Origin of the sequence: Pseudonocardia sp. ICBG1034 (genome assembly GCF_020131375.1) — a bacterium.
Classification (GTDB): domain Bacteria; phylum Actinomycetota; class Actinomycetes; order Mycobacteriales; family Pseudonocardiaceae; genus Pseudonocardia; species Pseudonocardia alni.
In genome coordinates this window covers 2,812,156-2,825,387 of sequence record NZ_JAHLEK010000015.1, presented here as the reverse complement: position 1 = coordinate 2,825,387, position 13,232 = coordinate 2,812,156, and the positions used below count along the sequence as shown (strand labels likewise).

The 13,232-nt window shown below is 72.2% G+C and carries 11 protein-coding genes; 9 read left to right on the top strand and 2 right to left on the bottom strand.

Annotated elements, in window-relative coordinates:
- Nucleotides 1-115: 115 nt before the first annotated feature.
- The gene (locus KPF22_RS14720) at nucleotides 116-2,923 is read left to right on the top strand and encodes an aconitate hydratase (protein ID WP_224402347.1); all 2,808 of its coding nucleotides are present in this window, start codon (nucleotides 116-118) and stop codon (nucleotides 2,921-2,923) included.
- 105 nt (nucleotides 2,924-3,028) lie between these two features.
- Here KPF22_RS14720 and KPF22_RS14715 read toward each other — a convergent pair whose 3' ends face one another.
- On the bottom strand, nucleotides 3,029-3,778 hold the full coding sequence (locus KPF22_RS14715) for an IclR family transcriptional regulator (RefSeq protein ID WP_208824450.1): 750 nt from the start codon (nucleotides 3,776-3,778) through the stop codon (nucleotides 3,029-3,031).
- Between the two features lie 119 nt (nucleotides 3,779-3,897).
- Here KPF22_RS14715 and KPF22_RS14710 point away from each other — a divergent pair, with 119 nt between their 5' ends.
- From KPF22_RS14710 to KPF22_RS14680, 7 genes are all read left to right on the top strand, one after another.
- Nucleotides 3,898-5,181, top strand: a complete 1,284-nt coding sequence (locus KPF22_RS14710; RefSeq protein ID WP_224402346.1) for an SLC13 family permease — start codon at nucleotides 3,898-3,900, stop codon at nucleotides 5,179-5,181.
- A gap of 25 nt (nucleotides 5,182-5,206) precedes the next feature.
- Complete coding sequence (locus KPF22_RS14705; RefSeq protein ID WP_208824445.1) at nucleotides 5,207-6,592, top strand: acyl-CoA synthetase; 1,386 nt, start codon at nucleotides 5,207-5,209, stop codon at nucleotides 6,590-6,592.
- A 33-nt stretch (nucleotides 6,593-6,625) separates the two neighbouring features.
- Nucleotides 6,626-8,020 (top strand): glutamate decarboxylase, encoded by a 1,395-nt coding sequence (locus tag KPF22_RS14700; RefSeq protein WP_208824443.1) that lies wholly within the window; start codon nucleotides 6,626-6,628, stop codon nucleotides 8,018-8,020.
- On the top strand, nucleotides 8,017-8,892 hold the full coding sequence (locus KPF22_RS14695) for a carbohydrate ABC transporter permease (RefSeq protein ID WP_224402345.1): 876 nt from the start codon (nucleotides 8,017-8,019) through the stop codon (nucleotides 8,890-8,892). Before KPF22_RS14700 ends, KPF22_RS14695 begins: the two co-directional genes overlap by 4 nt.
- Nucleotides 8,889-9,716: a carbohydrate ABC transporter permease gene (locus tag KPF22_RS14690; protein ID WP_208824441.1), complete on the top strand. Its 828-nt coding sequence runs from the start codon at nucleotides 8,889-8,891 to the stop codon at nucleotides 9,714-9,716. The genes KPF22_RS14695 and KPF22_RS14690 overlap by 4 nt, the downstream gene beginning before the upstream one ends.
- Complete coding sequence (locus tag KPF22_RS14685; RefSeq protein ID WP_224402344.1) at nucleotides 9,713-11,023, top strand: sugar ABC transporter substrate-binding protein; 1,311 nt, start codon at nucleotides 9,713-9,715, stop codon at nucleotides 11,021-11,023. Before KPF22_RS14690 ends, KPF22_RS14685 begins: the two co-directional genes overlap by 4 nt.
- A gap of 126 nt (nucleotides 11,024-11,149) precedes the next feature.
- Nucleotides 11,150-11,536, top strand: a complete 387-nt coding sequence (locus KPF22_RS14680; protein WP_224402343.1) for a VOC family protein — start codon at nucleotides 11,150-11,152, stop codon at nucleotides 11,534-11,536.
- A gap of 51 nt (nucleotides 11,537-11,587) precedes the next feature.
- Here the strand turns inward: KPF22_RS14680 and KPF22_RS14675 are convergent, their stop codons facing one another.
- Nucleotides 11,588-12,193: a TetR/AcrR family transcriptional regulator gene (locus tag KPF22_RS14675; protein WP_208824435.1), complete on the bottom strand. Its 606-nt coding sequence runs from the start codon at nucleotides 12,191-12,193 to the stop codon at nucleotides 11,588-11,590.
- Between the two features lie 89 nt (nucleotides 12,194-12,282).
- Here KPF22_RS14675 and KPF22_RS14670 point away from each other — a divergent pair, with 89 nt between their 5' ends.
- Nucleotides 12,283-13,224: an alpha/beta fold hydrolase gene (locus KPF22_RS14670; RefSeq protein WP_224402342.1), complete on the top strand. Its 942-nt coding sequence runs from the start codon at nucleotides 12,283-12,285 to the stop codon at nucleotides 13,222-13,224.
- Nucleotides 13,225-13,232 lie beyond the last annotated feature (8 nt).

The window sequence follows — 13,232 nt, the reverse complement described above, 5'->3', positions numbered from 1 at the left end:
CACGGCGGTGCGCGAGACTCCGGCACGACGCAGGTGAGCACCCCCGGCCCGCGAGGCCGGGCGCGTTCACCGCACCGGACAAAGCGACCGCCCACCACCACGGGAGGACCACCAAGTGGCCAGCACCGACAGCTTCGGCGCCCGAGGACAGCTCGACGTCGGGGGCACCGGTTACGAGATCTTCCGGCTCTCCGCGGTGGAGGGCTCCGCGCGCCTGCCGTTCAGCCTGAAGGTCCTGCTCGAGAACCTGCTCCGCACCGAGGACGGTGCGAACGTCACGGCGGACCACATCACCGCCCTGGCGAACTGGGACCCGCAGGCCGACCCGGACACCGAGATCCAGTTCACCCCCGCCCGGGTGATCATGCAGGACTTCACCGGCGTGCCCTGCGTCGTCGACCTGGCGACCATGCGGGAGGCCGTGACCGAGATGGGCGGCGACCCGTCCAAGGTCAACCCGCTCGCGCCCGCCGAGCTGGTCATCGACCACTCGGTGATGATCGACTTCTTCGGCACGGCCGACGCGTTCGAGCGCAACATCGAGTTCGAGTACGGCCGCAACAAGGAGCGCTACCAGTTCCTGCGCTGGGGCCAGGGCGCCTTCGACGAGTTCAAGGTCGTCCCGCCCGGCACCGGCATCGTGCACCAGGTCAACATCGAGAACCTGGCGCGCGTGGTCATGCCGCGCAACGGGCAGGCCTACCCCGACACCCTGGTCGGCACCGATTCCCACACCACCATGGTCAACGGCCTGGGCGTGCTGGGCTGGGGCGTCGGCGGCATCGAGGCCGAGGCCGCGATGCTCGGCCAGCCGGTCTCGATGCTCATCCCCCAGGTGCTCGGCTTCAAGCTCACCGGGGAGATCCCGACCGGTGTGACCGCCACCGACGTGGTGCTCACGATCACCGAGATGCTGCGTCGCCAGGGCGTCGTGGGCAAGTTCGTCGAGTTCTACGGCGCCGGCGTCGGCGCGGTGCCGCTGGCCAACCGCGCCACCATCGGCAACATGAGCCCGGAGTTCGGCTCGACCGCGGCGATCTTCCCGATCGACGAGGAGACCGTCCGCTACCTGAAGCTGACCGGCCGCTCGGCCGAGCAGATCGCGCTGGTCGAGGCCTACGCCAAGGAGCAGGGCCTCTGGCACGACCCGGACCACGAGCCGGTCTTCTCCGAGACCCTCGAGCTCGACCTGTCGACGGTCGTCCCGTCGATCGCCGGCCCGAAGCGCCCGCAGGACCGCATCGAGCTGACCGACGCCAAGCCGGCGTTCCGCAAGACCGTGCACGACTACACCGACGACGGCGTGGCCCCGAGCCCGCTCGCCGGCGTCGACGAGTCGTCGAACGAGTCCTTCCCGGCCAGCGACGCCCCGGCGCTCTCCTTCGCCGACGACGACGCCGCGCCGGTCGTCATGTCGGCCGCGGACGGCTGCGAGGGCCGCCCGTCCAAGCCGGTCACCGTGAAGTCCGACTCGCGCGGTGAGTTCGTGCTCGACCACGGCGCCGTGGTGATCGCCTCGATCACCTCCTGCACCAACACCTCGAACCCCAGCGTCATGCTCGGCGCGGCGCTGCTGGCGAAGAACGCCGTCGAGAAGGGCCTGACCACCAAGCCGTGGGTCAAGACCTCGATGGCCCCGGGCAGCCAGGTCGTCACCGACTACTACGAGAAGGCCGGTCTCTGGCCCTACCTCGACAAGCTCGGCTACAACCTGGTCGGCTACGGCTGCACCACCTGCATCGGCAACTCCGGCCCGCTGCCGGAGGAGATCTCGGCGGCGGTCAACGACAACGACCTCACCGTCGTCTCGGTGCTCTCGGGCAACCGGAACTTCGAGGGCCGGATCAACCCCGACGTCAAGATGAACTACCTGGCGTCCCCGCCGCTGGTCATCGCCTACGCGCTGGCCGGGACGATGGACTTCGACTTCGAGAACCAGCCCCTGGGCCGGGACTCGGACGGCGCCGACGTCTACCTGCGCGACATCTGGCCCTCGACCGAGGACATCAACGCGGTCGTGGACTCCTCGATCACCTCGGAGATGTTCACCAAGAGCTACTCCGACGTGTTCCGCGGCGACGACCGCTGGCGCGCGCTGCCGACCCCGGAGGGCCGGACCTTCGAGTGGGACCAGAAGTCCACCTACGTCCGCAAGCCCCCGTACTTCGAGGGCATGAAGGGCGAGCCGGACCCGGTCACCGACATCTCCGGCGCCCGTGTCCTCGCGCTGCTCGGCGACTCGGTCACCACCGACCACATCTCGCCGGCCGGTGCGATCAAGCCGGGCACCCCGGCCGCGGAGTACCTGGACTCGCACGGCATCGAGAAGAAGGACTACAACTCCTTCGGTTCGCGGCGCGGCAACCACGAGGTGATGATCCGCGGCACGTTCGCGAACATCCGGCTGCGCAACCAGCTGCTCGACGACGTCTCGGGTGGCTACACCCGCGACTTCACCCAGGACGGGGCGCCGCAGTCGTTCATCTACGACGCCGCGCAGAACTACGCCGCGCAGGGCACCCCGCTGGTCGTGCTGGGCGGCAAGGAGTACGGCTCCGGCTCCTCGCGTGACTGGGCGGCCAAGGGCACCGCACTGCTGGGCGTGCGCGCCGTCATCGTCGAGTCCTTCGAGCGGATCCACCGTTCGAACCTGATCGGCATGGGCGTCGTCCCGCTGCAGTTCCCGGACGGCGAGTCGGCGAAGAGCCTCGGGCTCGACGGAACCGAGACCTTCGACATCGCCGGCATCACCGCGCTGAACGACGGGAAGACCCCGAAGTCGGTGCACGTGACCGCGACGAAGGACTCCGGCGAGACCGTCGAGTTCGACGCGAAGGTCCGCATCGACACCCCCGGTGAGGCGGACTACTACCGCAACGGCGGCATCCTGCAGTACGTCCTGCGGGGCATGCTGAAGAGCTGACGCGCGCAGCACCCACCACCACACGGAGCCCGTCCCCTCACCGAGGGGGCGGGCTCCGTCGTTCTGCGGGCTCGTTGCTGCGGGGTCGTTCCTACGGGGTCGTTCCTACGGGCGGGCCCCCAGGTCGCGGGAGATGCGCCGGGCCGCGTCGGCGGCGGCGCGGCCGTGGTCGTCGAAGACCTCCTCGGACATGCGCACCGTGGGGCCGGACACCGACAGCGCCCCGACCGGACGGCCGTCGGGACCGAGGACGGGGGCGCCGACCGCGGCGATGCCGTCGGAGAGCCCCTCGGGATTGACCGACCACCCGCGCTCGCGCACCTCGGCGATCCGGACCCGCAGCAGGTCGGGGTCGACGACGGTGTGCCGGGTGGAGGGTTCCAGCGGGCCGGCGAGGTAGGCGTCGACCTCCGCCGGGGTGCAGGCGGCGAGGTAGGCCTGGCCGGTGGCCGAGGCGTGCAGCGGGATGCGGTGGCCCAGCGGCAGGAACGCGCGCAGCCGGTGCGCGGTGTCGAGCCGTTCGAGCAGGACCAGCTCGCGGCCGTCCGGGGCGGCCAGGTGCACGGTCTCCCCCGTCGCGAGCTGCAGCTCGTGCAGCACCGGGACCGCCACCGCGCGCAGGCCCCCGGCGTCGCGGGCCTGGTTGCCGACGGCGAACGCGCGGTAGGTGAGCCGCCAGCGCGCGGTGTCGTCGGCGACGCACCAGCCGACCTCGCCCAGGGTGCGCAGGATCCGCTGCACGGTGGACTTCGGCAGCGCGACGGCGCGGGCGAGGTCGGACAGCCCGACGGGCTGCCGCTCCCCCACCGCCTCCAGCACGCGGACCGCGGAGACGACGCTGTTGGTCGGAGCCATGTCCGGTGTTGACCTCCCCCGTTCGGGCGACCTAGTGTCCGCTCCCAGACGGTCCACTGTACGAACCACTGTGCCACCAAATGGACCGATACGACAAGCGCGTACCAACGGGGGTAGGCATGGCGGTGCAGGTCATCACGCTGGTGGTGTTCGCGGCGGTCTTCGTGATCGCCGAGGTCCGCCGGTCCCACATCGGGATCGTCATGTTCGCGGCCGCCGCCGGCATGGGGCTGCTCGTCGCGGGCCTGCCGCTCGACGACATCGTCGCGGGCTTCCCCGTCGACATCCTGGTCCTGCTGGTCGGGGTGACGTTCTTCTTCGGGATCGCGAAGTCCAACGGCACCATCGGCCGGCTGGTGGACCGGGCGCTGGTCGTCGTCGGCGACCGGACCGCGGCGCTGCCGCTGACGTTCTTCGTGCTCACCGGTGTGGTGTCGGCGATGGGCTCGCCACTGGGCGGGCTGGTCATGGCGCCGATCGGGATGACGGTGGCGCACCGGCGCGGGATCGACCCGATGCTGATGGCGCTGGCGATCGGCACCGGCCTGTCGGCGGGCGGGTTCGCGCCGACGTCGCTGTTCGGGATCGTCACCTGGGGGACGGCGTCGGCGGCGGGCATCGCCCTCAATCCGCTGACCCTGTTCGCGGTCGCGATCATCGCGAACCTGGTGCTGCTGGGCGCGTCCTACCTGATGTTCTCCGCCCGCAGCCGCGTCCCGGTCACGACGGGCGGCGGCGCCGGGCCCGAGGTGCCCGGCGACGAGGAGCCCCCGGCCCGCGAGCCGTTCCGCGTGACGCACCGGATCACCGTCGTCGCGATGGTCGGTCTGGTCGCGGCGGTCGTCGTGCTGGCGGTGCTCGGCGCCGAGCCCGACGTCGGGGTGCTGGCCTTCGCCTTCGGCGCGGTGCTCACCCTGGTCGACCCGGACAGCGGCCGCGGCGCCCTGAAGGAGATCGACTGGTCCACCGTCCTGCTGGTCGGCGGGATCATCACCTACGTCGGTGTGCTGCAGGAGATCGGCTCGGTCGACCTGCTGGGTGACCTCGCCGCGAGCCTCACCGTCCCGCTGCTCGCCGCCCTGGTGGTCTGCGCGGTGTGCGGGCTGGTGTCGGCGTTCGCGTCGACCACCGGCATCCTCGCCGCGCTGGTGCCGCTGGCGATCCCGCTGGTCCAGCAGGGCGGGATCCCGGGCTGGGCGCTGATCTGCGCGCTGGGGGTCTGCTCGTCCATCGTGGACGTGTCACCCTTCTCGACGGTGGGTGCGACGCTGGTCGCCACCACCGTCGACGAGCAGGAACGTCCCCGCATGACCGCGCTGCTGACCCGCTGGGGCCTGTCCATGGTCGTCATCGGCCCGATCGCGCTGGTGGGAGCCCTCGTGCTGCCCGCCATGGCGGTCTGACCCCGTCACCACCAGGAGAACGACGTTGTTCCTCACCTCGCTCACCGACAGCCACGACCTCGACCGCGCCGTCACCGTCGGCGACGACGTGCTCTCGCGTGCCGAGCTCGTCGACCGGGCGGGCCGGTTCGCCGCGGGCATCCCCACGGACGGCCCGGTCGCGGTGCACGCGACCGCCTCGATCGACACCGTCGTCGCGATCACCGGCGCGATCCTCGCCGGCGTGCCGGTCGTGCCCGTGCCGCCGGACTCCGGACCCGCCGAGCGCGGCCACGTCCTCACCGACTCCGGCGCCACCGCGTGGGCCGGGGAACGACCCGACGACGTCGACCTCCCCGTGGTCCTCCCGGGGTCGCAGCCGATCGGCACGCGCCCGGTCGACCCCGCGGCCACCGCGATGCTGCTCTACACCTCCGGCACCACCGGCCGCCCCAAGGGCGCCCAGCTGTCCGGCGCCGCGATCGCCGCCGGCCTCGACGCCCTGTACGAGGTCTGGGACTGGACCCCCGACGACACCGTCGCCCACGGCCTGCCCCTGTTCCACGTGCACGGCCTGATCCTGGGTGTGCTGGGATCGCTGCGCCGCGGGTCGCGGGTCGTGCACACGGTGAAGCCGCAGCCCGCTCGCTACGCCGCGGTCGGGGCGTCGATGTACTTCGGGGTGCCGACGGTGTGGAACCGGATCGTCGACGAGCCCGACGCCGCCCGCGCCCTGTCCCGGGCCCGGCTGCTGGTGTCGGGCAGCGCGCCCCTGCCCGCATCGCTGTTCGACCGGATCGCCGCGCTCACCGGGCAGGCACCCGTCGAGCGCTACGGCATGACCGAGACCATGATCACCCTGTCCGCACACGCCTCCGGGGAGCGCCGCGCCGGCTGGGTCGGGCTGCCCGTCCCGGGCGCGCAGACCCGGCTGCTCCCCGCGTCCGACGAGGCACCCGAGGACGTCCCCGACGACGGCGAGACCGTCGGGCGCCTCGAGGTCCGCGGCCCGATGCTGTTCGAGGGCTACCTGAACCGCCCGGACGCGAACGACGAGTGCTGGGCAGGCGAGGGCTGGTTCCGCACCGGTGACCTCGCCGTCCGCGACGCGGGCGGGTTCCACCGCATCGTCGGCCGCGAGTCCACCGACCTCATCAAGTCCGGCGGCTACCGGATCGGGTCCGGCGAGATCGAGGCCGTCCTGCTCGACCACCCCGCCGTGTCCGAGGTCGCCGTCGTCGGGGCCCCCGACCCCGACCTCGGCCAGAGGATCGTCGCCTACGTCGTCGGCGACGGACACGACGCCCAGGCCCTCATCGACCACGTCGCCGGGCAGCTGTCCTGGCACAAGCGGCCGCGCGAGGTCGTGTTCCTGGACGCCCTGCCCCGCAACCCGATGGGCAAGGTCCAGAAGAAGCTGCTCGGAACCTGAGCGGACCGGGACGATCGGTCCTAGGTTCGGATCATGCCCGGTGCGCACTCACCCTCGGAGGACCGCGGCGACGACCGCGCGGTCCCGGTCAACCCCGTCTTCGCCTCCGAGCCCGCCGACATCCCGCGGTTCCGGATGCCCGGCTCCGGGATGCACCCGGAGGTCGCCTACCAGGTCGTGCACGACGAGCTGATGCTCGACGGGAACGCCCGGCTGAACCTCGCCACGTTCGTCACGACGTGGGCGGAGCCCCAGGCCGAACGGCTGATGGCCGAGTCCTTCGACAAGAACATGATCGACAAGGACGAGTACCCGCGGACCGCGGACCTGGAGCAGCGGTGCGTGCGGATGCTCGCCGACCTGTGGCACGCCCCCGACGCGGGGCGGGCCGTCGGCTGCTCGACGACGGGGTCGTCGGAGGCGTGCATGCTCGGCGGGCTGGCGCTCAAGCGGCGCTGGCAGCACCGGCGGAAGGCGGCGGGTCTCCCGACGGACCGGCCGAACATCGTGATGGGCGTGAACGTCCAGATCTGCTGGGACAAGTTCGCGAACTACTGGGACGTGGAGCCGCGGCTGGTCCCGATGGAGGGCGACCGGCTGCACCTGGGCGTCGAGGAGGCCGTCGCGCTGTGCGACGAGAACACCATCGGCGTCGTCGCGATCCTCGGGTCCACCTTCGACGGCAGCTACGAGCCGGTCGCGCAGCTGTGCGCGGCGCTCGACGACCTGCAGTCCCGCACCGGGCTGGACGTGCCGGTGCACGTCGACGGCGCGTCCGGGGCGATGATCGCGCCGTTCTGCGACCCGGACCTGGAGTGGGACTTCCGGCTGCCACGGGTGGCGTCGATCAACACCTCCGGCCACAAGTACGGCCTCGTGCACCCGGGCGTCGGGTGGGCGGTGTGGCGCGACACCGACGCGCTGCCCGAGGACCTGGTGTTCCGGGTGAACTACCTCGGCGGTGACATGCCGACGTTCGCGCTGAACTTCTCCCGCCCCGGCGGCCAGGTCATCGCCCAGTACTACAACTTCCTGCGGCTGGGGCACGAGGGTTACGCCCGGGTGCAGGGCACCTGCCGGGAGATCGCGACCGGGCTGGCCCGGCGGATCGAGGCGACGGGCGCGTTCCGGCTGCTCACCGACGGCTCGCAGCTGCCGGTGTTCGCGTTCACCGTCGCCGACGGCGAGCCGTTCTCGGTGTTCGACGTGTCGGCGGGTCTGCGCGAGACGGGATGGCTGGTCCCGGCGTACACGTTCCCGGAGAACCGGGAGGACCTGGCGGCGCTGCGGATCGTGGTCCGCAACGGGTTCAGCCACGACCTGGCCGCGCTGCTGCTCGACGACCTGGCGCGCCTGCTGGAGCGGCTGCGCCGCCAGGCCGGTCCCGTCCGCGGGAGCGAGGCCGCGGGCTTCGCCCACGGGACGTGAGCCGGTCCCGGCGGGACACCCGCACCGCCTACCTGCTGCTGGCCCCCAGCCTGGTGGGCGTGCTGCTGTTCCTGCTGGTCCCGGTGCTGATCGTGCTGGGGCTGGCGCTGTTCCGGTGGGACCTGGTCGGGCCGCGGACCTTCGTCGGGCTGGACAACGTCGTCGCGGTCGCCGCGGACGGCCGGTTCGCGCGGTCCCTGCTGGTGACGGCGTTCTTCGTACTCATCGTCATCCCGGCGCAGACCGTGCTCGGGCTGGCGGCGGCGCTGCTGCTGGACCGCGGGCTGCCCGGGACGACGGTGTTCCGGGTGGTCTTCGTGCTGCCGTGGATCTGCGCGCCGCTGGTGCTGGGCGTGGTGTGGCGGTGGATCCTGTCCCCCACCGACGGCGCGCTCAACGCGCTGCTCGGGATCCGCGTCGAGTGGCTGGCCGACCCCGCGCTGGCGCTGCCGTCGGTCGCCGCGGTGACCGCGTGGACCCAGGTCGGCTACGTCGCCCTGTTCTTCCTGGCCGGGCTGCGCGCCATCCCGGACACGATCGTGGAGGCTGCCCGGCTCGACGGGGCCTCGGCGTGGCAGCTGCTGTGGCGGATCCGGCTGCCGCTGCTGCGCCCGACACTGTTCTTCGTGCTGGTCACCGGGGTGATCTCCAGCTTCCAGGTGTTCGACTCGGTGTACGCCCTCACACCGAACGGCGGCCCGCAGGGTGTCACCGACGTCGTCGCGGGGCGGATCTACTACGAGGCGTTCGAGAACCGCGCGGTCGGGCAGGCCGCGGTGATGGCGGTGGTGTTGTTCGTGATCCTGGTGGTGGTGACCGTGGCCCAGCAGCGGTGGTTCAGCCGTCGTACGACCTACGAGCTCGACACGTGAGGCGGCGCAGGCTCGTCGACGCGGCCGTGCTGGTCGCGCTTCTGGTGGGCGCGGTGGCGACGCTGGCGCCGTTCGTGCTGAGCGTGACGACGGCACTGAAGACGACCCGGCAGTTCGCGTCGACGCCGGTGCTGTCACCGCCGGCCCCGCCGACGGTGGAGAACATCGTGACCCTGTTCGGCCGGGACTACGACTTCGTGACCCCGATCGCGGTGACCGCCCAGGTGGTGGTCGTCGTGCTGGTGGGGCAGCTGCTGTTCTCGGTGCTGGCGGCGTACGCGTTCGCGCGGCTGGAGTTCCCGGGCCGGGACGGGCTGTTCTGGGTGTACCTGGGGACGCTGATGGTGCCGCAGGCGGTGACGGTGATCCCGCTGTACCTGATGATGACCGAGGTGGGGCTGCGGAACACGTTCTGGGCGCTGGTGCTGCCCTACGTGCTCGGGTCGCCGTTCGCGATCTTCCTGTTGCGTGAGCACTTCCGGACCATCCCCCAGGACCTGATCGACGCCGCCCGGCTCGACGGCGCCGGGACGGTCGGGATCCTGCGGCACGTGGTCATACCGGTCAGCCGGCCGATCCTCACGACGCTGGCGGTGATCACCGTGGTGACGCACTGGAACAACTTCCTGTGGCCGCTGGTCATCACCTCCGGCCGGACCTGGCAGGTGATGACGGTGGCGACCGCCGGGCTGCAGACGCAGTACAACGGGAACTGGCCGGTCGTGATGGCCGCGACGACGGTCTCGATCGTCCCGCTGATCGTGCTGTTCCTGGTCTTCCAGCGCAGTGTCGTCCGCTCGATCACGATCACGGGGTTCCGGTGAGGCGCCGGCTGGGCGCCACGCTGCTGCTGGTCGCGACGCTGGTGCTGGCGGCCTGCTCCCCGGCGTCGCGGTTCGACGAGGACGCCGACGGCGTCACCACGGTGACGCTGCGCTTGTGGGACCCCCAGGTCGCGAAGGCCTACCGGCGCTCGTTCGACGCGTTCTCCGCGGCCAACCCCGACATCCGGGTCGAGCTGGTGCAGGTTCCGTTCGCGGACTACTTCACCTCGCTGCCGCTCGACGTCGCCTCGGGAACCGCGACCGACGTCTACTGGGTCAACTCGTCGAACTTCGGGGCGTTCGCCGACGCCGGGAAGCTGATCGACGTCGGATCGGCGCTGGCCGACCAGCGCGCCGGCTGGGTGGACGCGGCGGCCGAGCAGTACACCCGCGGCGGCACCCTGTGGGGCGTCCCGGCACTGACCGACGGGCGGATCGCCCTGTTCTACAACAAGGACCTGGTCCGGGCCGCCGGGGTCGACCCGGCTGCGCTGCGCTGGGACCCGACCGACGCCGCGCGCGACACCCTGCTCCCCGCGGCGAGGAGGCTGACCGTCGACGCCGCCGGGCGCAGCGCGGCGACGCCCGGCTTCGACCCCGGCACGGTGCGCCGGTACGGCTTCAACGCCGCCCGGGACCTGCAGGCGATCTACGTGAACTTCCTCGGCTCCGCGGGCGGCCGGTTGCAGGCTCCCGACGAGACGTTCGCCTTCGCGACCCCCGAGGGCGAGCAGGCGTTCGGCTACCTGGTGAACATGATCGGCAGCGAGCGGGTGGCGCCGTCCGCGGCGGACACGAACCAGAACCCGGACTTCAGCCGCGACCAGTTCCTGCAGGGCCGGATGGCGCTGTTCCAGAGCGGCACCTACAACCTCGCCAACATCGCCGAGGGCGCCACGTTCGACTGGGGCGTCGCCCCCATGGTCGAGGGCCCGCGGGGCCGGGTCAGCGTGGTGTCGAGCATCGTGGCCGCCGGCAACGCCGACAGCCCGAGGCGTCCGGAGATCCTGCGGGTGCTGCGCTGGCTGGGCTCCCCCGAGGGAGCCGCCCCGGTCGGCGACAGCGGCGCCGGGCTGCCCGCGGTGACGGCGGCCCAGCGGGGCTGGTTCGACCACTGGGCCCGGCGCGGCGTCGACACCCGGGAGTTCGTCGCGGACGGCCCGACGACCCCGGCCCCGTCCGGCCCGAAGGTGGGCGCGGCGACGACGGCGATGGAGCCCGCGCTCGACGAGCTGTTCGCCGGCCGGGTGCCGGTCGGCCCGGGTCTGCGGGCGGCGCAGGACATCGGCAACGCGGCCCTGCGCTGATATCCTCCGCGGTGCGCCCCCGATGGGCCCAGCCGGAAGGAGTTCCCGCCAGTCCCGCACGGGCCCGCGGGCGCAGCTCCTCCCGCAGGTCGTGCGCGTGGTCCCCGCTGTCGTCAGGAGACCCGTATGCCCTGCACGTTCAACCACACGATCATCGCCGCCCGGGACCGGGCGGCCTCCGCCGCGTTCTACCGGCACGTCCTGGAGGCGGCGCAGGCGCCGTCCTGGGGGCCGTTCACCAACCTCGCCCTCGACGGCGGTGTCCTCCTCCAGTTCGCCGACCTGCCGCTCGACGTGGTGCCCGAGATCCAGCCGCAGCACTACGCGTTCCTCGTCGACGACGCGCTGTTCGACCGCGCGTACGCCCGGCTCGTCGAGGACGGGACGGAGCACTGGGCCGACCCGCAGCGCACGCGTCCCGGGGAGATCAACCACGGCCACGGCGGGCGCGGGGTGTACTTCCTCGATCCGGCCGGTCACTACCTGGAGATGCTCACCCGGCCGTACCTGTAGCGGGGCCACCGCAGGGCGTCCCGGCGAACGCCCTGCCCTCCGTCCCGCTGACTACCGACCGTCCCCGGCGGCCTCCGGTGCCAGAGCCCGCTCCACCGGCACCAGCGCGACGGCGACGACCGCACGCAGCTCGGCCGCGGTGGAACCGCGGCGGCTCAGCACGGCGAGCGACTGGTTGACCGCAGCGCAGTAGAGGGCGAGGTCGTCCTGCTCGGCCGGGGTGACGGCGGTGCCGGCGAGGGCGCGCCGGAGCCGGGCACGCTGGTCGTCGACGATCGCGCGTGCACGCGCGGCGATCTCGGCGGGCAGCGAGGGCGCCGTCATCACGGTCTGCGCCGCGAGGCAGCCGTCGGGGCGGGAGCGGTCGGCGATGCGGGCCAGGGTGACGTCGAAGAAGGCGCCCACCGCCTCCAGCGGCGCCTCGGCGGCGTCGACGAGCGCCGCGTCGTAGAGCGCGCCGTAGCGCCGCGCGTACCGCTCGAGACAGGCCAGGTACAGCGTCTCCTTGTCCCCGAAGGTGCCGTAGAGCGAACTCCGGCCTAGCCCTGTCGCCGCGGTCAGGTCGTCGACCGACGTCGCGGCGTAGCCGCGCTCCCAGAAGACCGTCATGGCCTGCTCGAGTGCCGCGTCGACGTCGAACTGCTTGCGTCCCGCCATGCGTCGCCCTCTCCGGGCGGGTCGCACCCGCCACAATCTTGGACTGGTCAGTTCAACATGTTCTACGCTCGTGCCCCGGGGAGGAGTTCATGATGACTGCACACGCTCGGAGCGACGTCGACGTGCCGTTCGACGTCCTCGCCGGCTTCACCCACCACATGGTCGACGTCGACGGCGTGTCGGTGCACGCGGTCGACGGGGGCGTCCCGGGGGCCCGGACGGTGGTGCTCCTGGCCGGCGCGCCACAGACCTGGTGGGCCTGGCACCTGGTCATGCCCGTCCTCGCCACGACCCACCGGGTCGTGGCCCTCGACCTGCCCGGGCAGGGTCACTCCGACCGCCCCACCGACGGCTACGACACCCACACCGTGGCGCGCCTCGTGCAGCGTGCCGTCGGGCTCCTGGGGGTCGGCGGGCACTGGCTCGTCGCCCATGACATCGGGGCCTGGGTCGCCGCCACCTATGCCCTCGACCCCCCGACGGCGCCCGAGGGGCCCGAGCTGCTCGGCCTGGCACTGCTCGACGCCGGCATCCCCGGCGTCAGCCTGCCCACCAGTGTGTCGCTCGACCCCGCGACCGCGCACACGCTCGCCCACTTCGCCTTCCACCTCGTGCCCGATCTCCCCGAGACGCTCATCAGCGGCCACGAGCGGGAGTACGTGGCCTGGTTCCTGACCCACAAGACCGCGTCGCCCGAGGTGTTCTCCGACGCCGAGATCGACCGGTACGCACAGCTGTTCGCCGAGGCGGACGGGGTGCGGGCGATCCTGGCCTACTACCGGTCCGTTCCGGAGTCGGCGCGACAGAACCGCGAGCTCGCGGCCGCACGCAGGATCGACGTGCCGGTCGCGGCGATCTCCAGCGACCGGGGCTCGATCCCCGACATGGCCGCGTCCGTGCGACCCCTGGTCGGCGACGGAGCCGACGTGCTCGACATCCGGGTGGTCGGTGCCGGCCACTTCATCCCCGAGGAGGCTCCCGACCAGGTCGTCCGGGCGCTCGAGGCACTCGTCGCGCTCAGCCACCCCTGAACCGGCCC

What these genes read in the sequence shown, in the direction of transcription:
- KPF22_RS14715 (WP_208824450.1), bottom strand. Translation starts at nt 3,778, where the DNA reads ATGGCTCCGACCAACAGCGTCGTCTCCGCGGTCCGCGTGCTGGAGGCG.
- KPF22_RS14710 (WP_224402346.1), top strand. Translation starts at nt 3,898, where the DNA reads ATGGCGGTGCAGGTCATCACGCTGGTGGTGTTCGCGGCGGTCTTCGTG.
- KPF22_RS14700 (WP_208824443.1), top strand. Translation starts at nt 6,626, where the DNA reads ATGCCCGGTGCGCACTCACCCTCGGAGGACCGCGGCGACGACCGCGCG.
- KPF22_RS14680 (WP_224402343.1), top strand. Translation starts at nt 11,150, where the DNA reads ATGCCCTGCACGTTCAACCACACGATCATCGCCGCCCGGGACCGGGCG.
- KPF22_RS14675 (WP_208824435.1), bottom strand. Translation starts at nt 12,193, where the DNA reads ATGGCGGGACGCAAGCAGTTCGACGTCGACGCGGCACTCGAGCAGGCC.
- KPF22_RS14670 (WP_224402342.1), top strand. Translation starts at nt 12,283, where the DNA reads ATGATGACTGCACACGCTCGGAGCGACGTCGACGTGCCGTTCGACGTC.